22 protein-coding genes are annotated in these 23,971 nt (G+C 73.0%); 12 read left to right on the plus strand and 10 right to left on the minus strand.

From position 1 onward, the window contains the following. Positions 1-58 precede the first annotated feature (58 nt). A complete protein-coding gene (locus B1H29_RS40195) occupies positions 59-718 on the minus strand; it encodes a type I restriction enzyme endonuclease domain-containing protein (RefSeq protein ID WP_159027831.1) in 660 nt (219 codons plus the stop codon). Between B1H29_RS40195 and B1H29_RS17065 the strand changes: the two genes are divergently transcribed. Then, positions 681-989 carry a PadR family transcriptional regulator gene (locus tag B1H29_RS17065; protein ID WP_055418689.1) on the plus strand — a complete coding sequence of 103 codons (309 nt, stop codon included), beginning with the start codon at positions 681-683 and terminating at the stop codon, positions 987-989. The genes B1H29_RS40195 and B1H29_RS17065 overlap by 38 nt on opposite strands. 244 nt (positions 990-1,233) lie before the next feature. On the opposite strand, the gene B1H29_RS17070 is transcribed toward B1H29_RS17065, so the two are convergent. Next, entirely contained in the window at positions 1,234-2,508 is a 1,275-nt protein-coding gene (locus tag B1H29_RS17070) for an APC family permease (RefSeq protein ID WP_055418690.1), read from the minus strand. A gap of 489 nt (positions 2,509-2,997) precedes the next feature. On the opposite strand from B1H29_RS17070, the gene B1H29_RS17075 reads away from it, so the two are divergent. The 5 genes from B1H29_RS17075 to B1H29_RS17095 all read left to right on the plus strand — a co-directional run bounded on the left by B1H29_RS17075 (position 2,998) and on the right by B1H29_RS17095 (position 7,525). Further along, a complete protein-coding gene (locus tag B1H29_RS17075; RefSeq protein WP_055418691.1) occupies positions 2,998-3,516 on the plus strand; it encodes a toxin-antitoxin system HicB family antitoxin in 519 nt (172 codons plus the stop codon). Positions 3,517-3,596: 80 nt separating this feature from the next. Beyond that, entirely contained in the window at positions 3,597-4,439 is an 843-nt protein-coding gene (locus B1H29_RS17080) for a DUF4097 family beta strand repeat-containing protein (RefSeq protein ID WP_055418692.1), read from the plus strand. Positions 4,440-4,645: 206 nt separating this feature from the next. Next, a complete protein-coding gene (locus B1H29_RS17085; RefSeq protein WP_409350912.1) occupies positions 4,646-5,644 on the plus strand; it encodes an ATP-binding cassette domain-containing protein in 999 nt (332 codons plus the stop codon). After that, positions 5,641-6,432 (plus strand): ABC transporter permease, encoded by a 792-nt coding sequence (locus B1H29_RS17090; protein WP_055418694.1) that lies wholly within the window; start codon positions 5,641-5,643, stop codon positions 6,430-6,432. Before B1H29_RS17085 ends, B1H29_RS17090 begins: the two co-directional genes overlap by 4 nt. A 112-nt stretch (positions 6,433-6,544) precedes the next feature. Continuing rightward, positions 6,545-7,525, plus strand: coding sequence for a zinc-binding dehydrogenase (locus B1H29_RS17095; RefSeq protein ID WP_055418695.1), 981 nt, complete (start codon positions 6,545-6,547; stop codon positions 7,523-7,525). A gap of 457 nt (positions 7,526-7,982) precedes the next feature. Here the strand turns inward: B1H29_RS17095 and B1H29_RS17105 are convergent, their stop codons facing one another. The 3 genes from B1H29_RS17105 to B1H29_RS17115 all read right to left on the minus strand — a co-directional run bounded on the left by B1H29_RS17105 (position 7,983) and on the right by B1H29_RS17115 (position 11,579). Continuing rightward, positions 7,983-9,542, minus strand: a complete 1,560-nt coding sequence (locus B1H29_RS17105; RefSeq protein WP_055418697.1) for a potassium/proton antiporter — start codon at positions 9,540-9,542, stop codon at positions 7,983-7,985. Between the two features lie 255 nt (positions 9,543-9,797). After that, positions 9,798-10,109, minus strand: coding sequence for a DUF3040 domain-containing protein (locus tag B1H29_RS17110; RefSeq protein ID WP_055418698.1), 312 nt, complete (start codon positions 10,107-10,109; stop codon positions 9,798-9,800). A gap of 345 nt (positions 10,110-10,454) precedes the next feature. Next, positions 10,455-11,579, minus strand: a complete 1,125-nt coding sequence (locus B1H29_RS17115; protein WP_055418699.1) for an amidinotransferase — start codon at positions 11,577-11,579, stop codon at positions 10,455-10,457. A 144-nt stretch (positions 11,580-11,723) separates the two neighbouring features. On the opposite strand from B1H29_RS17115, the gene B1H29_RS17120 reads away from it, so the two are divergent. The 4 genes from B1H29_RS17120 (at position 11,724) to B1H29_RS17135 (ending at position 14,133) form a co-directional block, all read left to right on the plus strand. After that, entirely contained in the window at positions 11,724-12,221 is a 498-nt protein-coding gene (locus B1H29_RS17120) for a DUF2975 domain-containing protein (RefSeq protein WP_055418700.1), read from the plus strand. Further along, the gene (locus tag B1H29_RS17125) at positions 12,221-12,445 is read left to right on the plus strand and encodes a helix-turn-helix domain-containing protein (RefSeq protein WP_055418701.1); all 225 of its coding nucleotides are present in this window, start codon (positions 12,221-12,223) and stop codon (positions 12,443-12,445) included. Before B1H29_RS17120 ends, B1H29_RS17125 begins: the two co-directional genes overlap by 1 nt. Positions 12,446-12,625: 180 nt before the next feature. After that, positions 12,626-12,937: a zinc-ribbon domain-containing protein gene (locus tag B1H29_RS17130; protein ID WP_055418702.1), complete on the plus strand. Its 312-nt coding sequence runs from the start codon at positions 12,626-12,628 to the stop codon at positions 12,935-12,937. Positions 12,938-13,053: 116 nt separating this feature from the next. Then, positions 13,054-14,133: a PucR family transcriptional regulator gene (locus B1H29_RS17135; protein WP_055418703.1), complete on the plus strand. Its 1,080-nt coding sequence runs from the start codon at positions 13,054-13,056 to the stop codon at positions 14,131-14,133. 30 nt (positions 14,134-14,163) lie between these two features. Here B1H29_RS17135 and B1H29_RS17140 read toward each other — a convergent pair whose 3' ends face one another. Together B1H29_RS17140 and B1H29_RS17145 are read right to left on the minus strand one after the other, a co-directional pair. Continuing rightward, on the minus strand, positions 14,164-15,726 hold the full coding sequence (locus B1H29_RS17140; RefSeq protein ID WP_055418704.1) for a flotillin family protein: 1,563 nt from the start codon (positions 15,724-15,726) through the stop codon (positions 14,164-14,166). A gap of 109 nt (positions 15,727-15,835) precedes the next feature. Then, positions 15,836-16,345 (minus strand): NfeD family protein, encoded by a 510-nt coding sequence (locus B1H29_RS17145; RefSeq protein ID WP_055418705.1) that lies wholly within the window; start codon positions 16,343-16,345, stop codon positions 15,836-15,838. 266 nt (positions 16,346-16,611) lie between these two features. Here B1H29_RS17145 and B1H29_RS17150 point away from each other — a divergent pair, with 266 nt between their 5' ends. Continuing rightward, on the plus strand, positions 16,612-18,507 hold the full coding sequence (locus B1H29_RS17150) for an NAD-binding protein (protein WP_055418706.1): 1,896 nt from the start codon (positions 16,612-16,614) through the stop codon (positions 18,505-18,507). Positions 18,508-18,727: 220 nt separating this feature from the next. Here the strand turns inward: B1H29_RS17150 and B1H29_RS17155 are convergent, their stop codons facing one another. Beyond that, positions 18,728-20,587 carry a S9 family peptidase gene (locus tag B1H29_RS17155; RefSeq protein ID WP_055418707.1) on the minus strand — a complete coding sequence of 620 codons (1,860 nt, stop codon included), beginning with the start codon at positions 20,585-20,587 and terminating at the stop codon, positions 18,728-18,730. A 142-nt stretch (positions 20,588-20,729) separates the two neighbouring features. On the opposite strand from B1H29_RS17155, the gene B1H29_RS17160 reads away from it, so the two are divergent. Continuing rightward, complete coding sequence (locus B1H29_RS17160) at positions 20,730-21,533, plus strand: SURF1 family protein (RefSeq protein ID WP_279636555.1); 804 nt, start codon at positions 20,730-20,732, stop codon at positions 21,531-21,533. Between the two features lie 128 nt (positions 21,534-21,661). Here the strand turns inward: B1H29_RS17160 and B1H29_RS17165 are convergent, their stop codons facing one another. Beyond that, the gene (locus B1H29_RS17165) at positions 21,662-23,002 is read right to left on the minus strand and encodes a hypothetical protein (RefSeq protein ID WP_055418709.1); all 1,341 of its coding nucleotides are present in this window, start codon (positions 23,000-23,002) and stop codon (positions 21,662-21,664) included. Next, entirely contained in the window at positions 22,999-23,574 is a 576-nt protein-coding gene (locus tag B1H29_RS17170; protein ID WP_055419007.1) for a SigE family RNA polymerase sigma factor, read from the minus strand. The genes B1H29_RS17165 and B1H29_RS17170 overlap by 4 nt, the downstream gene beginning before the upstream one ends. Between the last annotated feature and the right edge of the window lie 397 nt (positions 23,575-23,971).

Consider the following 23,971-nt stretch of genomic DNA (forward strand, 5'->3'; position numbering starts at 1 on the left):
GTGTTCCCCTCCCGCAGCGCTGCGCGCGCTGTCGCGGGCCGAAGCCCGCATTCCCCGGTTACAGGAGTAGCAGAGAACGGCGCTCGGGCCGCTTCGAACGGACAACAAGGCGACCACGGTGACCACTTCGGTACGCCACGCGCGTACCTGGCCCCCGGTGGGTCCGATCTCGTACTGGTGGTGGTGGCGGGGGTGAGGACGTCGTCGCCCGGCCAGGTGCGGGTGAGCGTCGGCAGCCGGGGGCCGGCGGCGAGGGCGAGGCGGACCTCGGCCTTCGGGTCGGCCCCGGCGTGCAGGTTCGCACCAGTGCCGGCGCCACACCTCGCCACGCTGCTTGTCGAGGCGGGCGGTACGTCCGGTGAACCTCGTCCGGACTGATCTCCGTGCCGCGGGGGCTCGTTGCACTCAGGGCTGCCGGAGCGCCCCTGGTCCACCACACCTCCCGTGCCGGGGCGGCGAGTTCGGCGATGGCCCGGGCGCTGGTGAGCTGCTGGCGCATGTAGCGCCTCATCAGGTGGTCCAGGCGGTCGGCGAAGCTCTCGTTGCGGACGACGTTGTGCTTGGTCACCCGCGCGCACATCCGCCCTGCAGGCCGCGGCGCGCGCTGAGCGATTTCAGGGGCCGGGCATAGGATCGGGTTCCGATATCGGTTTTCGTCACTGCCGGAGGGGGACGCCAGAGTGCGGGAGTTCCAGCGGGGCGCGGTGCGGCTGCACATCTTGCACCACGCGGCCGAGGAGGAGATCCACGGCGCGTGGATGACCGAGGAACTGGCCCGCCACGGCTACCGGATCAGCCCCGGCACGTTGTATCCGACCCTGCACCGGCTGGAGGCCGACGGGCTTCTGGTCTCCGAGCAGCGCGTCGTCGACGGTCGGGCGCGGCGGGTCTATCGCGCCACCGACGCCGGGAAGCAGGCCCTGGCCGAGGACCGCAGGGCCCTGGCGGAGCTGGCTCGTGAGGTTCTGGGCGACGACGAGACGCCGTAGCTCCCCGAGGTCGCGTGCTCCGGTCCGAGGCTCGCAGGGCTCACACGGCGCGCGCAGCCCACACGGCCCGCAGGGCTCACACGGCGCGCGCAGCCCACACGGCCCGCAGGGCTCACACGGCGCGCGCAGCCCACACGGCCCGCAGGGCTCACACGGCGCGCGCAGCCCACACGGCCCGCCCCGCTCACGGCGCTCACACCGCCCACACGGTCACACCGCAGCCCCCGGCCCGCAGGCCCACCTCCTACGGCCTGCGAGTGGTCATCGATCGGCGTACGGCGTAGGCGGCGCCGCCCAGGGCCAGTACCGCGGCACCGGTCGCGACCGAGGCCGGTGGCAGGGCGAAGGCCAGCACCAGGCAGCCGGTCAGCCCGACCGCGGGGATGAGGCGAGGGGGGCGTCCCTCGTCGGGGCCGAGGGTCCAGGCTGAGGCGTTGGCGATGGCGTAGTAGGCGAGGACGCCGAAGGAGGAGAACCCGATCGCGCCGCGCACGTCCGCCGTCGCCGCGACCACGGCCACTACGGCGCCGACGGCGAGTTCGGCCCGGTGCGGCACCTTGAAGCGGGGGTGGACCGCGGCGAGCGCGTGCGGCAGGTGCCGGTCGCGGGCCATGGCCAGGGTGGTGCGGGACACGCCCAGGACCAGCGCGAGCAGCGAACCGAGCGCGGCGACTGCCGCGCCGACCCGTACGACCGGCGCGAGCCAGTCGGCGCCCGCGGCCTTCGCGGCGTCGGACAGGGGCGCCGAGGCGTCCGCCAGCCTCTGCGGGCCCAGCACGGTCAGCACGGCGACGGCGACGACGGCGTAGACGACGAGGGTGATGCCGAGCGCGACCGGGATCGCCCTGGGGATGGTGCGGGCGGGGTCGCGGACCTCTTCCCCGAGGGTGGCGATGCGGGCGTACCCGGCGAAGGCGAAGAACAGCAGGCCCGCCGCCTGGAGCACGCCGCCGAAGGAGGCGTCCGAGCCGATGTCCAACCGCGCGGCGTCCGACTCACCGGAGGTGAGGGCGGCGACGGCCACGGCGGCGAGGACGGCGAGGACGACCGTGACGATCACTCGGGTGAGGAGGGCGGACTTCTGCACGCCCGCGTAGTTCACGGCCGTCAGCGCCACCACCGCCGCGACCGCGACCGCATGAGCCTGGCCGGGCCATACGTACGAGCCGACCGTGAGTGCCATCGCCGCGCAGGACGCGGTCTTGCCGACCACGAACGCCCAGCCGGCCAGGTACCCCCAGAAGTCGCCCAGGCGCTCACGGCCGTAGACGTACGTGCCTCCGGAGGCCGGGTAGAGAGCGGCGAGTCGGGCGGAGGACGTCGCGTTGCAGTACGCGACCACGGCGGCCAGGGCCAGACCGAGCAGCAGCCCGGAGCCGGCCGCGCCCGCCGCCGGAGCGAGCGCTGCGAAGATCCCCGCGCCGATCATCGCCCCGAGCCCGATCACCACGGCGTCGGGCACGCCGAGCCTGCGCCGCAACTCGTCCGGTGCGCCCGCGGCGGTCGGTGGTTTGCTCATGGATGTTCTCCCTCGGCTGCCGCAGCCCGTCTCTTTACGGACTCCGATATCGGAAGACGATAGAGGAGACGGGAAGCGACGCCCCGTGGCCGCATGCCACCGACTCCCTCTGTTCACCGGCTGGACATTCACCGGCCGGCACCGGCTCGGCGCCGAGGACCAGGCATGGTCGCCGCGTTCGTGCGCCGGCCGCACGCCCGGGGAACTTGCGACCGGCGCGCCCGCGTGACGCCAAGCGACACCAGGTAGGCGCATCAAGCGTGACGCCAGATGGTGCCACGTGGTGCCGCGTGGTGCCACCGGGTGCCATCTGGCGCCATGTGGCACCACTGTGTGGCCCCACAGGCCACATCGATGCGCCGCAGCCTTCGCCGCCAAGGCCGACTCGACTCTCATCTTCGCTGGTCAAGGCCGCATTCACATCATCTCCGGCTAGAGGGGTGTCACCGATGGTTGCGCGTGACGCCAATGTGATGCCATGATGACGCCATGGATCTCACCCCGTATGTCGACACCCTCCGCCGTGAACTCGCGGTGGCCGCCGAAGCCGGCGGCGAGGAGGCGCGCGAGCTGGCCGAGAGGCTCACCGCTCCCCTGGAGTCGGCGACCCGGCTGACCATGCTCAACGTGCTCTCCGCCGCGATGGACGAGATCACCCGTGAACTCGCCCCCGGCTCGGTCGACGTACGGCTGCGCGGGCTCGACCCCGACTTCGTGGTGACCCCGCCACCCACCGGCGACAGTGCCCCCGCGGAGCCTGCCGCGCCCGCCGAACCATTCAGGACCCCGACCCCGGCCGACGGCGACGAGGGCGGCACCGCCCGGGTCAACCTGCGCCTGCCGGCCCACCTCAAGGCGCGCGCCGAGGAGGCCGCGAGCCGCGAGGGCCTCTCGGTCAACGCGTGGCTGGTGCGGGCCGTGTCGGCGGCGGTCGAAGGTGACACCCGGCCTCGTACGCCGGAGAGGGCCCACACCGTCGGACAGAGCTTCACGGGCTGGGTGCGCTAGCCGCGCGCCTGCCCGCCACTTCACCCGCACCGCGTCCCACCAGCGAAGACGCCCCAAGGACTCCCGAGGACGGTACAGCCATGCCTTCTTTCGACACGCCCGAACCGATCGCGGTGACCGCCCACGTGGGCGCCGGTTCCATCCGTTTCACCGCGGGTGACCGACTCGACACGGTCGTCGAGGTGCGACCCGCCGACCCGATGCGGGACAAGGACGTACGGGCCGCCGAGCAGACCGAGGTCTCCTATGCGAGCGGCGCCCTGACGATCAGCACGAAGGAGCGTCGATTCATCGGACCCACCGGCGCCGTCGACGTGTCGGTGGGACTGCCCGCAGGCTCGCGCGTCGACGCGACCGGCTCCTGGACGCAGGTCCTCGGCGAAGGCCGGCTCGGCGAGGTCCGGGTGAAGACCTCCGGCGGTGACGTCCGCCTGGACGCGACGGGTCCGCTCCAACTGACCGCCTCCCACGGCTCGGTCACCGTGGACCGGGTGGAGGGCGCGGCCGAGATCACCACCAGCTCCGGCAGCGTGCGCGTCGGCCTCATCGACGGGCCCGCCGTCCTGAAGAACTCGCACGGCGCCACGACCGTCGGCACCGCGATCGGCGACCTGCGGGTGAGGCACGCCAACGGCGACATCAACGTCACCCGCGCCGAGGGCTCGCTCGCCGCCATCACCGCCTACGGCACGCTGCGGGTGGGCGAGGTGGCCCGCGGAGACGTGCGGTTGGAGACCTCCTACGGCGCCATCGAGGTCGGCATCCGCGAGGGTACGGCCGCCTGGCTCGACGCGCACGCGAACGCCGGGCAGGTGCGCAACACACTCACCGTGTCCGACACCCCGGGGGAGACGGAGGACACCGTCAAGGTCCGGGCCCGTACCAAGTACGGCAACATCGACGTCCGCCGCGCCAAGGTCTGAGCACCGCCGCAACGGACCGCCACATCGCTTCACCCGGTCGCGTCAATCCGGTCGCTCCACTCCGGTCGCTCCACCGCGGACGCTCCACCCCGGACGCTCCACCCCGGACGCTCCACCCCGGACGCTCCACCCTGGACGCTCCACCCCGGACGCTTCTTCCGAGTCACTCCACCCCAGCCACTTCACCTCTCGAACGGGAGGGCTCCATGCCTTCGTCTGTCATGCCCACGTCCAAACAAGGGGACGGTCGACCGGCGCCGGCCGCCGTCTCCGCAGTCGGTCTGCGCAAGTCGTACGGCGACAAGACCGTCCTCGACGGCATCGACCTGCACATCCCGGCCGGGTCGGTGTTCGCGCTGCTCGGTCCGAACGGCGCGGGCAAGACCACCGCCGTCAAGATCCTTTCCACCCTCGTCACCGCCGACGCCGGGCAGGCCCGGGTCGCCGGCCACGACCTCACCGCCGACCCCCAGGCCGTACGCACCGCGATCGGCGTCACCGGGCAGTTCTCCGCCGTCGACGGACTGATCACCGGCGAGGAGAACATGCTCCTCATGGCCGACCTGCACCACCTGCCCAAACAGGAAGGACGACGGACCACCACCGAACTACTGGCCCGCTTCGACCTCACCGAGGCCGCGAAGAAGCCCGCCGCCACCTACTCCGGCGGCATGAAACGCCGCCTCGACATCGCCATGACCCTCGTCGGCGACCCACGGATCATCTTCCTCGACGAACCCACCACCGGCCTCGACCCCCGCTCCCGCCACAACATGTGGCAGATCATCCGCGAACTCGTCACCACCGGCGTCACCGTCTTCCTCACCACCCAGTACCTCGAAGAAGCCGACCAACTCGCCGACCGCATCGCCGTACTCCACAACGGCCGCATCGCCGCCCAAGGCACCGCCGAGGAACTCAAACGACTCATCCCCGGCGGACACGTACGACTGCGCTTCTCCGACCCGGCCGCCTACCACCACGCCGCCACCACCCTGCGCGAGATCACCCGCAACGACGACACCCTGACCCTCCACCTCCCCTCCGACGGCAGCCAGCGCGCACTGCGCTCCCTCCTCGACCGGCTCGACACCACCGGCATCGAGGCGGACGAACTCACCGTCCACACCCCCGACCTCGACGACGTGTTCTTCGCCCTCACCGGCCCCGACATCCCCGACCAGCCCAAGGAGACCGTCCGATGAGCACCCTCTCCCTCGCCCTGCGGGACTCCTCCACCATGCTGCGCCGCAACCTCCTGCACGCCCGGCGCTACCCGTCCCTCACCCTGAACCTGCTGCTCACACCCGTCATGCTCCTGCTGCTCTTCGTCTACGTCTTCGGCGACGTGATGAGCACCGGCATCGGCGGCCACAACGCCGACCGCTCCGACTACATCGCCTACCTCGTACCCGGCCTGCTCCTGATGACCATCGGCTCCACCACCATCGGCACCGCGGTGTCCGTGTCCATGGACATGACCGAGGGCATCATCGCCCGCTTCCGCACCATGGCCATCCACCGCGGCTCCGTCCTCACCGGCCACGTCATCGGCAGCGTGCTCCAGTCGGTCATGAGCGTCGTCCTCGTCGGCGCCGTCGCCGTCGCCATCGGCTTCCGCTCCACCGACGCCACCGCCCTCGAATGGCTCGCGGCCCTCGGACTCCTCGTGCTCTTCACCCTGGCCCTCACCTGGATCGCCGTCGGCATGGGCCTGATCAGCCCCAACGCCGAAGCCGCGAGCAACAACGCGATGCCGATGATCCTGCTGCCCCTCCTGTCCAGCGCCTTCGTCCCCATCGACGCGATGCCGGGCTGGTTCCAGCCGATCGCCGAGTACCAGCCCTTCACCCCCGCCATCGAAACCCTCCGCGGACTGCTCCTCGGCACCGAGATCGGCCACAACGGCTGGCTCGCCATCGCCTGGTGCCTGGGACTGGCCGTACTCGGTTACGTCTGGTCCGCGTCCAAGTTCAACCGAGACCCGGAGTAACCGGGACCGACGGGAGCGCACGGCCGGTGCCCCGGCGCCAGAGGCTTGACCTCAAGTCAAGTAGAGGTCGCACAGTGGGGGTTCGTCGACAGACCCACCGGAAGGAACGACCATGCGCGCCGTCGTGCTGCACGAGTTCGGTTCGGCTGAGAACCTCCGTTACGAGACAGTGCCCGACCCCGTGCCGGGGCCGGGCGAGGTCCGTGTGTCGGTGAGGGCCGCGGGAGTCCACCAGATCGAGACGGCGATGCGGGCGGGTCTGGAGATCGGCCCGCCGCTTCCCCGGCTCCCGGCGATCTTCGGTGGAGAGGTGGCCGGCGTCGTCGAGTCGACCGGGCCGGACGTGGACGAGGCCTGGATCGGCGCCGAGGTGGTGACCTCGCACGGCAGCCCGGGAGGTTACGCGGAGCTCGCCGTCGCCGCTGTCGACTCCCTGCACCGGATCCCCGCCGGACTGGGTCACGAGGCCGCCGTCACCATGGTCGTCACCGGCAGCACCACCATCGGCCTGCTCGACATCGCGCGGCTCACCTCCGACGACGTCGTCCTCGTCACGTCCGCGGCCGGTGGGATCGGCCGTCTGGTCGTCCAGTTCGCCCGCCGCCTCGGTGCCACGGTCATCGGCGCGGCAGGCGGACCGGCCAAGACCGCGGCCGTGCGGGAGCTGGGGGCCGATGTGGCCGTCGACTACGACCTGGCGGACTGGGCGGGCACCGTCCGGGACGCGTTGGGCGGGCGCGGTGTCACAGTCGTCGTGGACGGTGTCGAGGGCGACAAGGGGCGGGCCGCGTTCGGGCTGCTGGCCGAGGGCGGGCGCTACGTCACCATCGGCGCGGCCTCCCGGGAGGAGTTCCGGCCGGAGGAGGCGGAGTTGAAGGAGCGCGGCGTCCGCTTCACCGACGCGCTTGCCCTGTTGCTGGAGGGCCAGGACCGGTCGGCCGACGAGGCTCGCGCGCTCGCGGAGGCCGCCGACGGCAAGCTGGTGCCCGCCTTCCAGACCTTCCCCCTGTCGCAGGCCGCCGCGGCACACGCCGCCCTGGAGTCGCGGGCGACGACGGGAAAGGTCGTTCTCGTCCCGGACGCACGGGGGTGAGGCGCGGCCGGCCCGAGCCCCGCGACGCGTCACGTCCCCGACGCCCCGGGTGAGGCCCGGTCGGTCCGGGCGAGGCCCGGTCGCCCCGGCTGAGGCCCGGTCGGTCCGGGCCCCGCGGCGCGCGCCTGCCCTCAGGACCGCGTCATCGGCGGTACGCCCCGGCCGGTGCCGCGGTCACCGGGTCGTCCCCCTCACCCTGAAGGTGCGGTTGGGCGCGGCATGCTCCACCGGGCCGTCGTGGCGCGTACCGGCGCGGGCGACGGCCTGTGCCGGGTCCAGGAACGGGCCGAGGTGCGTGACGACCAGGCGCCGGGCACCGGCGGCGGCCGCGCTCGCGCCCGCCGTGCACCACACCTATGGGCGCGGAGTCTACGGGCGCCGCCGTTCCGTGGTCTCGGTGCCGGCGAGGGCGGGGCCGACGGGCGGCCGTTTCGCGGCGGCGGCGTCGGCGGTGCTGTCAGCGTGGCGCTCGTGCCGTGGTCCGCGTCGGCGTCCCCGGCTGCGGTTCCGGTTCCGGTTCCGGGGCGCCCTGTTCGCCGAGCCAGCGGGCGAGTTTGCCGCGTCGGCCGATGGCGCGCAGGCGGCGTTCCGTGGCCTCCCGGGTGAGGGGGGTGGTGATGAGCAGGAGTTCGTCGCCGGCGCGCAGCACGGTGTCGTGGTCGGGAACGACGGTGATGCCGTCGCGCACGATCAAAGTGAGGACCGTCGGGGGCGGCAGGCGCAGTTCGAAGACGGCGACGCCGTGCAGGCGGGAGCCCCGAGGAATGGCCACGGTGAGCAGGTCGGCGTCCAGGACGTCGAGCGGGGCGGTCTCGACCTGGATCTCGCGCAGCGCGTCGGAGCGGGTCAGACGCAGGAGGCGGGCGGCGGCGGGCAGGGTGGGGCCCTGTACGAGGGTGAAGAGGACGACGAGGACGAAGACGATGTTCAGTACGTCGACGGCACCGGCGACCCCGGCGACGATGGGGAACGTGGCGAGCACGATGGGGACCGCTCCGCGCAGCCCCGCCCACGAGATGAACGCCTGCTCGCGCCAGGGGACGCGGAAGGGCAGCAGGCACAGGACGACGGAGACGGGGCGGGCGACCAGCAGCAGAACCAGGCCGACGGCGAGCGCCGGGAGGATCGCGGAGGGCAGTTCGCTGGGGTCGACGAGCAGGCCGAGCATGACGAACAGGCCGATCTGGGCCAGCCATCCGGCGCCTTCGGCGAAGGAGCGGGTGGCGGCGCGGTGGGGCAGCTCGGCGTTGCCGAGGACGAGGCCGGAGAGGTAGGCGGCGATGATGCCGCTGGCGTTCACCGCTCCGGCCGCGGCGAAGGCGACGATGCCGAACCCGACCGTGGCGAGCGGGTACAGGCCGGTCGCGGGGAGTGCGATGTGCCGGAGCGCGGCGGCACCCAGGCGGCCGATCAGCACCCCGAGCGTGCCGCCGACGAGGAGTTGGTAGAGCAGGTTGCCGACGACCGGGGCGGGGCCGGGCAGGTCGCCTGCGGTGGTGGTGGAGAAGATCAGGACCAGGATGATGGTTGGGGCGTCGTTGAAACCGGACTCGGCCTCCACCAGCCCCGTCACCTTCTGCGGCAGCGGCAGCGCGCGCAGTACGGCGAAGACCGCGGCGGCGTCGGTGGAGGAGACGATCGCACCGAGCAGCAGAGCCAGGTGCCATTCCATGCCCAGCAGCCAGTGGGCGCCGGCGGCGGTCACCGCGACGGAGACGGCCACACCCGCGGTGGCGAGCACGCCGGCGGGGGCGAGCAGCCGTCTGACGTCGCTCCACCTGGTGGTCAGACCGCCGTCGACGAGAATGACCGCCAGGGCGGCGGTGCCCAGCGCCTGGGCCAACTGGGCGTCGTCGAACTCCAGCCCCAGCCCGTCCTCTCCGGCGACGACGCCGACCGCGAGGAACAGCAACAGGGCGGGCAGGCCGACCCGGTGGGCGGCGCGGGCGGCGGCGATGCTGGCCAGCAGCACCGTGCCGCCGATCAGCAAGGTCAGGTACAGCTCGGGCAGGGTCATCGACCGGGCCCCGAGCCGTCCGGGGCGGGCCGGTGCCCGCCGGGGTGAGGACCGGGGCCGGGGCCACGACCCCCACCAGAACCCGGGCCGGAACCGAAGCCGAGACCCTGCCCGGAACCGAGGCCACCCTCCTGCCCGGAACCGAAGCCACGCCCCTGCCCGGAACCGAGGCCACGACCGAGGCCGGAACCGAGGCCACAACCGAGGCCACGACCGAGGCCGGAACCAAGGTCACAACCGGGACCGGAACCAAGGTCACGACCGGGGCCAGGACCGGGGCGGAGGGTACCGGCCGCCGCGGGCGTGCCGGTGCGGGTCGAAGGACTCCACGGCGATGCCGGCGAGGACCAGGCCGGATGCGATGAGCAGCCCGTGGGCCAGGACGATCCCGGAGCACAGCACCGCCAGGGCGGTGGCGAGCAGCAGCCGGGCCCGGAGGTTCCGGTACTCGCGTGGTGGGCGGGGACGGCCGGCGTCGAGGGCGTGGGCGAACCGGGGGTCGTCGCGGTGCAGGCGGGACTCGATGTCACTGAGCCGGTGGTCGTCGGATCCGTCGGGTCCGGGCATGGTGTCCTCCTCCCGGCGCGGGGCCCTGGGCAGGCGACGCGGTCGGTCGGGCGGGCCATCTGCTCTCCTTGCGAGGTGGGAACCGTCACGATCACACCAGGGCGAAGTGGCGCAGCCGCGCATACGTGGCCGACCCACCCCGGACTTCGTCCGGGAAAGGGTTGGATCGGGTGGGCTCGGGTTGGATCGGGTGGGCTCGGGTGGGCTCGGGTTGCATGGGGTTGGCCCGGTTACAGCGTCGCTCGCCGCACGCCGTGGGCACTATCCGGTACGGAGCCCAAAAGGGACCCGGTTCGACGTGTAGACGACGATGTGGGAGCAGCGCCGCGGTGGTGCGACGCCCCGTCAGCCGGTGTACGACTCGAGCGTGCCGCGGCGCCGTACGTCGAGGGTCGCGCAGTGGAACGAGCCGCCGAACGGCGCGTAGTGCAGCAGGTCGCACGGGATCGGTTCGAAGCCCCAGCTCTCCAGCGCGCGCAGCATGCCGGTGTGGTGCCGTTCCGCGATGACCCGCCCGTCGCCGACGGCGAGGACGTTCATGCTGAGCCACTTGCCGCACATCGAGGTGATCTTGAGCATGCGGTCGTCGATCGGCTCGGGTTCGGGTGCGGTCAGGATCTCCCACGAGCGCAGGACGTCCGGGAGTCGGTCGACGTCGACGTACTCCGGGTTGACCAGTGCCCGGCCGGGCGCGAGGGGAACGAACGTCGTGTCGATGTGCATGGGCGTGCGGCAGCGGCTCTCGATCTCGTGGACGCGGTAGCCGGGGCCGAGATGGCGGCGCAGCCATTCGATGCCCATGCGGTTGGTGACGTTGCTGCGGGTGACGAAGAGGTCGCGTCCCGCGCGGACGAAGTCCGCCGCGTCGAAGACCGGTTCGAACTCGGTGAGGATGTGGCGCATCGGCTCGCCCGCCGCGGGGGTGCGGAAGTCCGGTTCGTAGAGGTCGTCGGTGAGCTGGGGCTTCGGGGCGGCCGTCCAGCGCGCGCCGCGCCGGAAGTAGTCCTTGAGGATCGGGCGGTAGGAGTGGGTCTCGAAGTAGCGGCACGGCCAGGCCATCGGCGTCTCGATGATCTCGTCGCCGACCACGAGCAGGCAGTCGCGCGGGCAGGTGTTGCAGAAACCGCGTGAGGACCAGTCCGGGGTGCTGAAGCGCTGCCGGTGGTCGACGGCGTCCGGCCGGGTGACCGTGATGCCGAGGGACTGGAGGAGGGCGACGAATCCGTCGAGCTCGCGCTGCGCCCGTTCGATCAGGACGCGCGGATACCTGAAGCCGGCGGCGAGTCCCTGCAACCGGGCCGCCCACGGCGGGACGTTGCAGGTCACGACCGGGTGGTCGGAGGGAATCGTCGCGCCCTCCAGCCGCCCGACGACGACCTCCTCCAGCGGGTCCCACTCGTTGTGGGAACTGACCGGCGAAGCGGCGGGTTCCGCCGCTTCCGCAACACCCGGCTCCTGCGCCACCGCCATGACTGACCGCTCCCGATCGCTGGCTCTCCGTGCTTACGGGGTGCCCCGGACCGGACGGTTGACACCCGCTCCGCCACCCCGAACACTTGCCGAACCTATCGTTTCTCGATAGATTTCCATCGTGGATCGATTGAAGGAGGGGCGATGGGAAAGCTGACAGTGCTCGCGCTGCGCGGCGTGATCGGGATGCTGCTCGCCGGCTCGGTGTTCATCCAGGCCGTACTGGTCTGGCTGCTGGCGGCCGGATCGAGCGACCCCGACGCCGCCCTGGCGGCCGTCCGCACGCCGGTGTTCCTGATCGTCGTCCTGGGAGCCGCGGCGGCCCAGACCGTCCTGGTCTGCGTCTGGCGGCTGGTGACGATGGTGCGGCGGGGCACCGTGTTCTCCCTCGGCGCGTTCCGGTACGTCCATGTCGTGATCGGTGCCTTCGTCGCGGCCGCGCTCCTGGTGTTCACGCTCGCGGTCCTCCTGGCACCGGGCGAGGCCGTCGCGCCCGGCATCGTGCTCCTGCTGGGCGGGGCCGTCGTGGCGATCCTCGGCGTCGCGCTGGTCGTGCTCGTGCTGCGGATGCTGCTCGCCCAGGCCGTCGCCCGCGACATCGAGGCGGCGCGGATGCGGGCCGAGCTGGCGGAGGTGATCTGATGCCGATCGTCGTCGACATCGACGTGATGCTGGCGAAGCGCAAGCTGTCCGTGGGCGAGCTCGCGGAGCGCGTCGGGATCACTCCCGCCAACCTGGCCGTACTCAAGAACGGCCGCGCCAAGGCGGTGCGCTTCACGACGCTCGCCGCGCTCTGCGACGTACTCGAGTGCCAGCCGGGAGACCTGCTGCGCTGGGAGGCCGGGGGCGCGGACGCGGGCGGGTGACGCCGGCCGTCGTCGGTGCCGTCAGGGATGCCGTCAGCGATGCCGTCGTCGGTGCCGTCAGGGATGCCGCCGCCGGTGCCGTCAGCGGCCGCGAGTGGCTTCCGGGGCCCGCGCGGGCGCAATCTGGGAGAAGATCTGCGTGCCCTGCGCGCCGCGGGCACCGACCCGGAAGGACACCTCGTGATCATCTTCGGCACCAAGGGATACCTCTACCAGCTCGCGATACTGACGCTGGTGTGCGGCCAGTGCGGCAACCCCTCCGCGCACACGCTCAGGAAGCGCGTCACGAAGTTCACGCTGTTCTTCGTGCCGCTGTTCCCGTTCTCCACGAAGTACCTGACGCAGTGCACCTTCTGCGGCGCCGAGCAGCAGGTGACCAAGGAACAGGCGGACCAGCTCCAGACGCAGGCCGTGAGCGGCCAGGGCGGCCAGGGCGGTCCCGGCGGCCAGGCGTACGGGCAGTCGCAGCAGCATCCCTACCAGCGGCCGTGAGGCCCGGGGCGGCGACCGCTGCCCCGCCCACCCGCGTTGCCGGTTTCCGGCAGCCTTGACTACCCTCACGTTGCCGGACACCGCGCACCGGGCGTGAACGGCAGGGGAGGCGCGGGGTGACGGACCAGGGGACGGACCAGCAGGAGACGTATCTGACCGGGTACGCCGAGATCCTGGCCGGGGTGGCCGGTACCGGGCGCCGGCTGACCCGCGACGAGCTCGAGGAACGGCGGCTCTTCGGTGAGCAGGCCGCGGAGGCGGGGCACAGTCTGCGCAGTCTCGTGCGGCTGCACCTGGACGCCACGCGAGCCTCCTGGCCCGACGCCACGGCCGCCTCCGGCCCGGGTCTCACGGACCGTGTGCTCGCCGCCGTCGCGCAGGCCGTCGACGCCTTCGCCGAGGGTTACGAACGCGCCCAGCACCTCGCCGTACGGCAGGAGGAGGCCGCGCGGCGGGAGTTCATCGACGACCTGCTCTACGGGCGCAGCGACCTGGGCCGGCTGGCCGAACGGGCCGAGCGCTTCGGACTGGTCCTCTCCCACGCCCACGCCGTCGCGGTGGCCGAGGGGCCCGCGGCGTACGACGACACCGCCCCGGTAACCCGGCTCGTGGAGACGGCGCTCATCTCCCGCTTCGGTGACCGGCGCGTGTTGATCACCACGAAGAACGGGCAGCTCATCTGCATCGCGCCGGGCGACCAGGAGGACGTCCTCGCCTTCTTCGCCAAGCAGGCGTACGCGGCCACGGACGGCAGCCGGGTGGCCATCGGGCGCCCCCAGAACGGCGCGGGCGGCGTGGTGCACAGCTATGAGGAGGCGCTGAGCACCCTCGAACTCGCCGAACGGCTGGAGCTCGACGAGCCCGTGCTGCGCGCCGCCGACCTGCTCGTCTACCCGGTGCTCACCCGCGACCGGCAGGCGATGGCCGACCTGGTGCTGAGCGTGCTGGGCCCGCTGCGCGGGGCGCGCGGCGGGGCCGAGCCGCTGCTGCGGACCCTGGAGGCGTACTTCGACGCCGGCTGCACCGCCGCCGAGGCCGCCCGGCGGCTGTCGCTCAGCGTGCGGGCCCTCACCTACCGGCTGGACCGCATCCACCAGTTGACCGGGGCCAACCCCGCCGACCCGGTGCACCGCTACACCCTGCAGACCGCCGTCATCGGGGCGCGGCTGCTGAGCTGGCCCGCCCAGGAGATCTGAGCGGGCCGGTCCCGGCCGGCGGGGCGGCTGTCAGCCGGTGATCTCCACCTTGCCGTTGCGCCCCGGGTCCGGCTCCTCCGACTGGTCCTCGCCTTCCGGCCGGCCCGGCCCGTCGGCCGTCCTCGCGTACTGCCCGGTGATGTTCTTCAGCAGCGCCGGCAGGTCGACGCCCGTGGTGGAGCCCAGCAGTTCCATGCCCTGTGCCACGTTGTCGGCGACGGTGCGCGACAGCCGGCTCGCACCGTCCGTCGAGATGACCGTCATCTTGTCCACGGCCGCGAGCGGCTCGGCCGCCTTGGCCACCACCTGCGGCAGCACCTCGACCAGCATCTGGAGCACGGCCGCGTCGCCGTACTGCCCGAAGGCGTCGGCCTTCTGCCGCATCGCCTCGGCCTCGGCCGAGCCCTTGGCGCCGATCGCGGCGGCCTCCGCCTCGCCCTCCAGCCGTACGGCCTCGGCGATCGCCGCACGCCGGGAACGCTCGGCCTCACCCTGCCTGAGGCCCTCGATGGCCTCCGCCTCGGCCAGTGCGCCACGCCGCTGCTTCTCGCCCTCACCGGTGAGGCGGGCCCGCTCGGCCTCGGCCTGGGCCGCGGCGATCTCCGCCGACCGCTCGGCCTCCGCCTGCTTCACCCGCGCCACCCGGCGGGCCTCCGACTCCTGCTCGGCCGCGTACCGCTGGGCGTCGGCGGGCTTGCGCACCTCGGTGTCGAGCTGACGGTCCTTCAGCGCGGCCTGCCGCTCGGCGACCTTCTCCTGCTCGGCGAGGATGTCCTGCTCCCGGGCCGCCTCCGCGAGGGGGCCCGCCGCGTTGGCGCGGGCCGACGCCTGGTCGGTCTCGGCCTTGATCTCGGCCTGCTTCAGGTAGAGGGTCCGCTGCGCGACCGCGATCTCCTCCTCGGCCTTCAACCGCGCCTGCTCGGCGGCCCGCCGGGCCACGGCCTCGGCGATGTCGGCCTCCTGCCTGGCCCGGGCCGCCTCGGGACGGCCGAGGTCCTCCAGGTAGGAGCCCTCGGTGGTGATGTCCTGGATCTGGAAGGCGTCCAGCACCAGGCCCTGCCCGGACAGGCTCGCCTCCGCCTCCTCGGCGACCTGCCCGGCGAAGGCGGCCCGGTCCCGGATGACGTCCTCCACGGACATCCGGCCGACGATCGCGCGCAGTGCGCCGGACAGCACCTCCTGGGTAAAGCCGACGATGCCGTCCTGCTGCATCAGGAACCGCTGCGCGGCGGCGCGGATCGCGTCCTCCGTGCCGCCGACCTTGACGATCGCGACGCCTTCCAGGTTGGCCTTCACACCGCGCAGCGTCACCGCGCCGCGCACGGCGACCGGGATGTGCCGGGAGGAGAGGTCGAGCGTGAAGCGCTGCTGCACGAACGGCACGACGAACACGCCGCCGCCGACCACGACCTTCTGGCCGCTGTTGTCGGTGATCACACGGCCGGTCTCCGGATCGGTGGACTTCTTGCCGCGTCGCCCGGTGACGATGAACGCCTCGCTCGGCCCGGCCACCTTGTAGCGGCTGACCACCACCAGCGCGAGCAGTACCAGGAGTACGACGACTCCCAGCACCGCGATGACGACAGGACTCATGGCAACGCCCCCGAATCACATTGAAATGGAACAGGCGGAACAGAAGAACAGAAGAACAGGAGAGACAAGAGAGATATGAGAAACAGGAGAAACAGGAGAAGCAGGCGGTTCAGCGGTCGACCGGGCGCACCACGACCGACGTCCCCGTCGGCACCGCCTCGACCCAGACCTCGGCTCCCCGGGCCACCGGCTCCGCACTGCGCGCCGAGCACTTCAGCGGCTGGCCCGCGAGCCGGAGCATCACCTCGCCGAAGCCGTCGGCGGGGATGGCGGTCACGACCCTGCCGGACGTGCCCAGAAGGTCGTCCGTGCTGGGTGTGTCGGCGGGCTGATCGCGCATCAGCGCGCGGCTGAAGCGGTACGTCAGCCAGCCGGCCCCCACCCCGGTGACCGCGCCGATCCCCGCGGCGCCCGCGGGTCCGGCCAGACCGGTGCCGAGGGCGATGGCGCCACCGAAGCCGGTCATCGCCGTGAACCCGGCGACGACCGGCAGCGACAGCCACCCCTCCAGGACGCCGTCCAGCGCTCCGTCGAACGCGCCTTCCAGCAGTCCGTCGAAGATCAGCGACAGGGCGAGCAGCACGACCCCCGTGATACCCAGCCCGAGAAACCAGGCCATCGTGCCGTCCCCCTCTCGCCCGTCGCTGAGCTTCGGTGAAACGAATCGTCACACGCGGCGGAGGAGGGCGTCACTGCCGTGTTCCGGCAATCTTTACGCGTCTTTAATGCCGCCCTCCGTCCCTCCTCCGTCTCTCCTTCATCCCTCCTCCGGTCGCTTCGCGCGCACGGGGAACCACACCTGCCGCCGGTACCGTCCTCACTCAAATGGGCACTCAAACGGGGAGCGTTCCGAATCAGGTTCCGCAGGGCGACGCATACGCGCACATGGTGGTGTGCGGCGACGACGGACTGGCCCACCGGCTGGCCGCCGAACTGCGCGGTGTGTACCGCGAACAGGTCACGCTCGTCGTCCCGCCCTCCGGGCGCCGGGTGCGCCAGCCGATGGTCGGGCGGGCCCGCGCCGCCTCGGCCGCGCTGCTGGACATGGTCAACGCGGCCGTCAACCGCTCGGGCAACGGCGAGCAGAGCGGCACCAGCCGCGAACTGGAGGCCGCCGAATCCACCGAGGACGTCCTGGCGGAGGCCGGCGTGGACCGGGCAGCCGCACTGGCCCTCGTGTACGACGACGACGAGACCAACATCCGCGCCGCACTGACCGCCCGTCGGCTCAACCCCCGGCTGCGCCTGGTCCTGCGCCTGTACAACCGGCGGCTCGGCCGGCACATCGAGCAACTCCTCGACCAGAGCGCCGCGCTGGCGACCGGCGACGCACGGCAGTCGGGGCTCGACGGCGCCGGTACCTCCACCACCGTGCTGTCCGACGCGGACACGGCCGCGCCCGCGCTGGCCGCGACCGCCCTCGTCGGCACCAGCAAGGTCGTCGAGACGGACGGCCTGCTGCTGCGCGCGGTGGAACGGCAGCCGCCCCGCCCCGGTGAGGTGGCCGACCCCGGCCTGTGCACCCTCGCGCTGCTGTCCACGACGAGCAACGACCCGGCGGGCGCGGACGGTTCGGAGGAGAGCGGCGAGCAGGGCCCGCAACTGCTGCCCGACGCGGCGGCGGTGGAGGCGGCCACCGGACGCGGCACCGTCGCCCTGGAGCAGGTGTCCTACGCCGGTCCGCCACTGCCCACCACGCGCGCCGGCGTGCCGCCGTTCGGTGAGCTGTTCTCGCGGCGGCTGCGCTGGTCGCTGGCGGGTCTGGGCGCCTGCGTGGTCGCGCTCGCCGTGGCACTGATGGTGGTCACCGACGACCATCCGCTGCACGCCACCTACGTGACCCTGCTCGACCTGTTCGCCATCAACGAACCGGCGCACAACAAGGACGCGGGACGGCAGGTGCTCCAACTGCTGTCCGGCTTCGTCGGGTTACTGCTGCTGCCGGTGCTGCTGGCCGCCGTACTCGAAGCGCTCGGGACCTTCCGCAACGCCTCGGCGGTACGGAAGCCGCCACGCGGGCTCGGCGGGCACGTCGTCCTGCTCGGTCTCGGCAAGATCGGCACGCGGGTACTGACCCGGCTCCGGGAGATGGACATCCCCGTGGTGTGCGTGGAGGCCGACCCCGAGGCGCGCGGTATGGCGACCGCACGGCGGCTGCGGGTGCCGGTGGTGCTCGGGGACGTCACCCAGGAGGGAGTCCTGGAGGCCGCCAAGATCCACCGCGCGCACTCGCTGCTCGCCCTGACCAGCGTGGACACCACCAACCTGGAGGCCGCTCTCTACGCCCGCTCCGTACGGTCCCGCCTGCGGGTGGTGCTGCGCCTGTACGACGACGACTTCGCGACCGCCGTGTACCGCACCCTGCGCGCCGCGCACCCGGGCGCGCTCACCCGGAGCCGCAGTGTGACCCACCTGTCCGCGCCGGCCTTCGCCGGGGCGATGATGGGCCGCCAGATCCTCGGGGCGATCCCCGTCGAGCGGCGGGTGCTGCTGTTCGCGGCGGTGAAGGTGGCCGGGCATCGGCAGTTGGAGGGGAAGACGGTCGGTGAGGCGTTCCGGGCGGGGGCGTGGCGGGTGCTGGCGCTGGAGGTCCCCGACGAGGAGCGGGAGGCTGCCGCCCGTGCCGACGGCGCGGGCGGCGGCGAGCGGGGGTCCAGGTTGGTGTGGGAGCTGCCCGACACGTATGTCCTGCGGAGCGAGGACCGGGTGGTGCTGGCGGCCACACGGCGGGGGCTGGCCGAGCTGCTGGGGCGGCGGGCGCGGCAGCGGACGGACGTGTAGGGCGGACGTGTAGGGCGGACGTGTGGGGACGCCGCCCCTACCGCCCCGCCGGAGGGCTCCGCCCGCTGGCCCCCGGCCGGTGCGCCCACCCGCCACCCGGGCCGGCCCGGCAGCAAGCCACCCGCCACCCGGGCCGGCCCGGCAGCAAGCCACCCGCCACCCGACTGGGCCGGTCGAGAAGGCCCCGTCACGCGCCCGCCCGGCCCGGTCGGCCGAAGGGCTAGGAGGCGGTCGGCAAGTGCCTCGCCGCGAAGTCCAGTTCCAGTCCGACCTGCTTGATGCGCTCGTCCACGACCAGTGACCCGTGCCCCGCGTCGTAGCGGTAGACCTCGTGGACGGCGCCCCTCGCCTCCAGGCGTTCGACGTAGTTCTCGACCTGGCGGATCGGGCAGCGCGGGTCGTTGACACCGGCGGAGATGTAGACCGGGGCCTTGACCTGGTCGACGTAGGTCAGCGGTGAGGACGCCTCGAAGCGGTCGGGGACCTCTTCGGGGGTGCCGCCGAGGAGGGTGCGGTCGAGGGCCTTCAGGCCCTCCATCTCGTCGTGGTACGCGGTGACGTAGTCGGCGACCGGGACGGCGGCGATGCCCAGCGTCCACGCCTCGGGCCGGGTGCCGATGCCGAGGAGGGTGAGGTAGCCGCCCCAGGAGCCGCCGGTGAGGATCAGGCGCTCGGGGTCCGCGAGGCCGGAGGTGACCGCCCACTCGCGGACCGCCTCGATGTCCTCCAGCTCGATGAGTCCGACCCGGTGCTTGAGTGCGTCGGTCCAGGCGCGGCCGTATCCGGTGGAGCCGCGGTAGTTGACGCGGACCACCGCGTATCCGTGGTCGACCCAGGCGGCGGGGCCGGCGGCGAAGGCGTCGCTGTCGTGCCAGGTCGGGCCGCCGTGGATGTCGAAGACCGTCGGGAGCGGGCCGGTCGTGCCGGCCGGCTTCTGGACCAGGGCGTGGACGCGGCCGCCCGGGCCCTCCACCCACACGTCCTCCACCGGGACCGAGCCCGGTGACTTCATGCCGGGCGGGTCCAGGACGACCCGCCCGGTCGTCGAGCGGACCGCCGACGGCTCGGCGGCCGACGACCACAGGTACTCCACACTGCCGTCCGGGCGGGCCGTCGCCCCGGAGACGGTGCCGGCCGGGGTCTCGATCTCCACCAGCTCGCGCTCGGCGAAGTCGTAGCGGAACAGCTCGCTGCGGGCCTCGAAGCCGTGCACGATCAGCAGGCCGCCGCCGTCCGGATACCACTCGGCGCTGACGTCACCGGGCAGCTCCAGGGCGAGGTCGGTCTGCTCGCCCGTCGCCACGTCCCACACCAGGGGCTCCCAGCGGCCCCGGCGCTGGTGGCCGATGAGCAGGCGGGTGTCGCCGTCGACCGGCGCGAACCCGAGGACCTCCAGGCCCAGCTCCTGCTCGCCGCCCTGCGTGTCGTCGAGCTCGGCGACCACCGAACCGTCGGGGCGCAGGACGCGCAGCGCCGAGTGCATGGCGTCGCCGTGCTCGGTGTGCTCGATGGCGATCAGCGTGCCGTCGTGGGAGAGGTCGCCGACGCCCGCGGACTCGCGGTGCCGGTAGATCTCCGCCGGGGCCCCGCCCGCGTACGCGACGTGGATCGTCGTACCGTCCTCGTCGGTCGATCGGCCGATCACCGCCGTACGCCCGTCGCGGCCGAGGGCGAGGCCCGCCGGGTAGGAGGGGTCGAGGCCCGGCACCGCGAGCTCGTCCTCACCGCCCGGGAAGGGCTGGCGGCGCCAGACGCCGAACTCGTCGCCGTCCTTGTCGTCGAACCACCAGATCCAGTCGCCGTCCGGCGAGAGCACGCCGTCCGTCGTGCCGTTGGGCCGGTCGGTGACCTGGCGCTGCTCGCCGGTCGACCGGTCCCAGGCGTACAGCTCGTACGTCCCCGTCGCGTTCGACACGAACAGGGAGCGGTCCGGTGCGTCCTCGGCCCAGTCGGGCAGCGACACCCGCGGTGCCCGGAACCGCTTCTCCCAGTCGGGCATCTCCGCGCCCTGCGGGCCGTCCCCCGCGCTGCCCTGTCCCCGCCGCTGGTCCGGTGACACGGACCCGTTGCTCTCAGTCATGGCCCCATACTGCCCCGTCCCGGGGACAACGCGCAGATCAGATCCCCAGCCTGTGGACAACTCCGCCCGCCCCGCCTCCGCCCGCCACTTTTCCACAGCCCCGCGGACGGGTGGCGGGGGCGCGCACCGTACCGTGGAGGGCGTGTACCGGTTTCTGCTGACGCCCCGATGGTGGGGGATCAACGTCTTCGTCGTCCTGGCCATCCCGTTCTGCGTCTTCATGGGTTCCTGGCAGCTCGGCCGGTTCGAGGACCGGGTGCAGGACCACGAGACCGCGACCGCGCAGGACGAGTCGGGCCGCCGGGAGGCGGCCCGCCCGCTGGCGGAGCTGCTGCCCGTGGACAAGGCGACGGTCGGCGACCAGACCACCGTGAGCGGCCGGTACGACGATCAGCTCCTCGTCCCGGAGCGGAAGCTGGACGGCCGGGAGGGCTACTACGTCCTCACCCTGCTGCGCACCGACGCGGACAAGGCGCTGCCCGTCGTACGCGGCTGGCTGCCCGGCGAGCCCGACCCGGCGAAGGTCCCGGCCCCGCCCACGGGCGAGGTCACCGTCACCGGAGCGCTCCAGGCGGCCGAGTCGGTCGGCGCCAACGGCGTCAGCGGCCGCACCGGATGGCCGGCCGGACAGACCGGCGCGATCAGCGCGGCGACCCTGCTCAACCTGGTGCCGTACGACGTGTACGACGCGTGGGTCACGCTCAACGAGGGCGACTCCGGGATGCGCGCCGTGCCGGTGAGCGCGCCGCAGAACACGGGACTGGACCTCAAGGCGTTCCAGAACCTCGGATACACCGCCGAGTGGTTCGCGTTCGTGGGCTTCGTGGTCTTCATGTGGTTCCGGCTGCTGCGCCGCGAGGTCGAGCTCGCCCGGGACGCGGAACTGGGCCTGGTCACGGAGGACGAGCCGGAGCCGGAGCCGCAGCGCGCGCCGTCAGGCGTCTGACCCCGCACGCGCGGCGGGGCCCGGGGCGCGCGCCCGCCGTCCGACTCCGGACGCGCGGCAAAGCCCGAGGCGCCCGCCGTCCGACTCCGGACGCGCGGCAAGGCCCGAGACCGCCCCGCCGCCGAGGGTTACATCCCCGTCCCCGCCAGCACTCCCGTCCAGTACACCGTCCCCGCGCACGCGTCGGACACCGTGGCCGTCGCCGAACCGACGCCGCCCTCCGGGGTGTACGTCACCGCCACGCTCCCGTCGGCCGGGCCGTCCTCGGTGACGAGCTGGGTCGTGGGGGCGGTGTCGCCGCCGCCCCCGCCGCCGGTGGAGGCGCCGCCCGCGGCGGGCGTCGCGGGCTCGGTGGGCGAGGGGGCGGGCGAGGGACCGCCGGTGCCGCCCTCCGTGGTGCCGCCCGTGGTGGGGCAGGTCTCCGAGGGCACCCAGGCGAATCGCACCTCGTACGCGGAGCTCGGCACCAGGGTCAGCGTGGTGGTCTCCAGGGACGGGTCGGGCAGCCCGGCCGCGGCGTCCCCGGCCGCGTGCCGTGCCGTGCCGATCTTCGTGGCGTCCGCCGCGCCCTGCGGGGTGGCGACCACGTTGCCGGGGCCGGTGACGGTGCAGCCGTCCGGGGAGACGTTGGTGACGCGGAAGGAGCCGTAGACCACGCCCGTGGAGTCGGGTGCGGCACTGCTCGCCACGGCCGGGCCGAGCTGCTTCGCCGTACACGCGGGGACGTCGACGGCGGCACTGGCGGACGGGTCGGTGCCGGGCGCCGTGCCCGTCGCGGCGCCGCTCTCCCTGCCCTTGTCCGGCGTCTTCTCGGGATCGGCCTTGTCCTTGCCCTCGGCCGTGCCCGCGGAGCCGGCGATGCCGCTCTGGCCGCCGGCCGGGTCCTTGCCCTGGGAGGCACCGCCCTGGGCCTGCGAGGCGTGACCCGCGACGGACGGGTCGGCCCCCGGGCCGGTGGCGCCCGAGACGTGCACGAGGGCCGGAACCGCCGTGCCGATGAAGAGGGCGGCGGCCGCCACGCCGACCACGGCCTGACGCTTGCGGGCCCGCCGGGCGGGCACCGCGCGGCGCAGGTGGTCCAGGGTGCCGTCGCTCGGCTCCACGTCCTGGACGGCCTGGTGCAGCATCCTGCGCAGGGCCAGCTCCTCGGAGCCGAGCCCATCGGTCCCTCGGGTGCCCGTCCCGTGAGCGTCGGGACCATGGGCCTCGGAGCCCTGGCCGTCCGGGCCTTGGGCGTGGGACCCCTGTTCGGCGGAGCCCTGGGCGTCGGGTCCCTGGGCCTCGGGACCCCGGACGTCGGGGCCCTGTTCGGCGGGGCCGTGGTTCACAGTTCCGTTCCCAGCGTGCGTGTGCTTCGGCTGCTCTTGCCCGATCAGCCCGGCGGTTCCGGTCGGCTCGGTCGGCGCGTGCCCCTCCCGGGGTGCGCGCTCGTCGCGGGCGTCGCGCCGCGCGTCGTCGCCGTCGCTCATGCCGGTGTCTCCATGGCCACCCTGAGCGCCGCGATGCCGCGCGATCCGTACGCCTTGACCGAGCCCAGGGATATGCCGAGCGTCGCGGCGACCTGCGCCTCGGTCATGTCGGCGAAGTAGCGCAGGACCAGGACCTCGCGCTGGCGGCGCTGCAGTCCCTTCATCGCCTTGATCAGCGAGTCGCGCTCCAACTGGTCGTAGGCGCCCTCCTCCGCGCTCGCCATGTCCGGCATGGGCTTGGAGAGCAGCTTGAGGCCGAGGATGCGGCGGCGCAGCGCCGAGCGCGACAGGTTGACGACGGTCTGGCGCAGGTACGCCAGGGTCTTCTCCGGGTCACGCACGCGTTTGCGCGCCGAGTGGACGCGGATGAAGGCCTCCTGGACGACGTCCTCGCAGGAGGCGGTGTCGTCGAGCAGGAGGGCGGCGAGGCCGAGCAGCGAGCGGTAGTGCGCCCGGTACGTCTCGGTGAGGTGGTCGACGGTGGTACCCGCCGCCACCGCGTCCTCCGCGCCGTCGCGCTGGTTCGAAATGCGGGCCGGCCGCGCTGCGGGCATGGGCGCGATCACCGGCATGCCACCGGCCGGACCGGCCACACGGGGACGGACGGACCGGCCGGGCGGGCGCAGCGCCGCGCCCCGCGTTCCTGCGGTGAATTCGAGTACCTCTGCCACGCCAGTTGGACACGCTCACCCCCGTGAGGGTTGTACGTGCCGGGCGTCAGGTTCCCGGGTCTGTCGGGCAGCCACCCGGCTGACGGTGCGTCATAGGCCCTCATCGTCCCGCTCTTCCCCTATGTCCCATGTGCACGAGCGTCCCCACGCCCGTCCTCGGCGTCCCCACGCCGACTCGCGCGTCCCCGCGCCCTGAATGGGTGACCGCAAAGACGCCCCCGCCCTTCACGCGGTTGCGGAGGGCGGGGAGGAAATCCTCTGATGCCACAGGTGCCGGGTACAAGTAGCCCGGACCAAC

The organism is Streptomyces pactum (assembly GCF_002005225.1).
Lineage (GTDB): Bacteria > Actinomycetota > Actinomycetes > Streptomycetales > Streptomycetaceae > Streptomyces > Streptomyces pactum_A.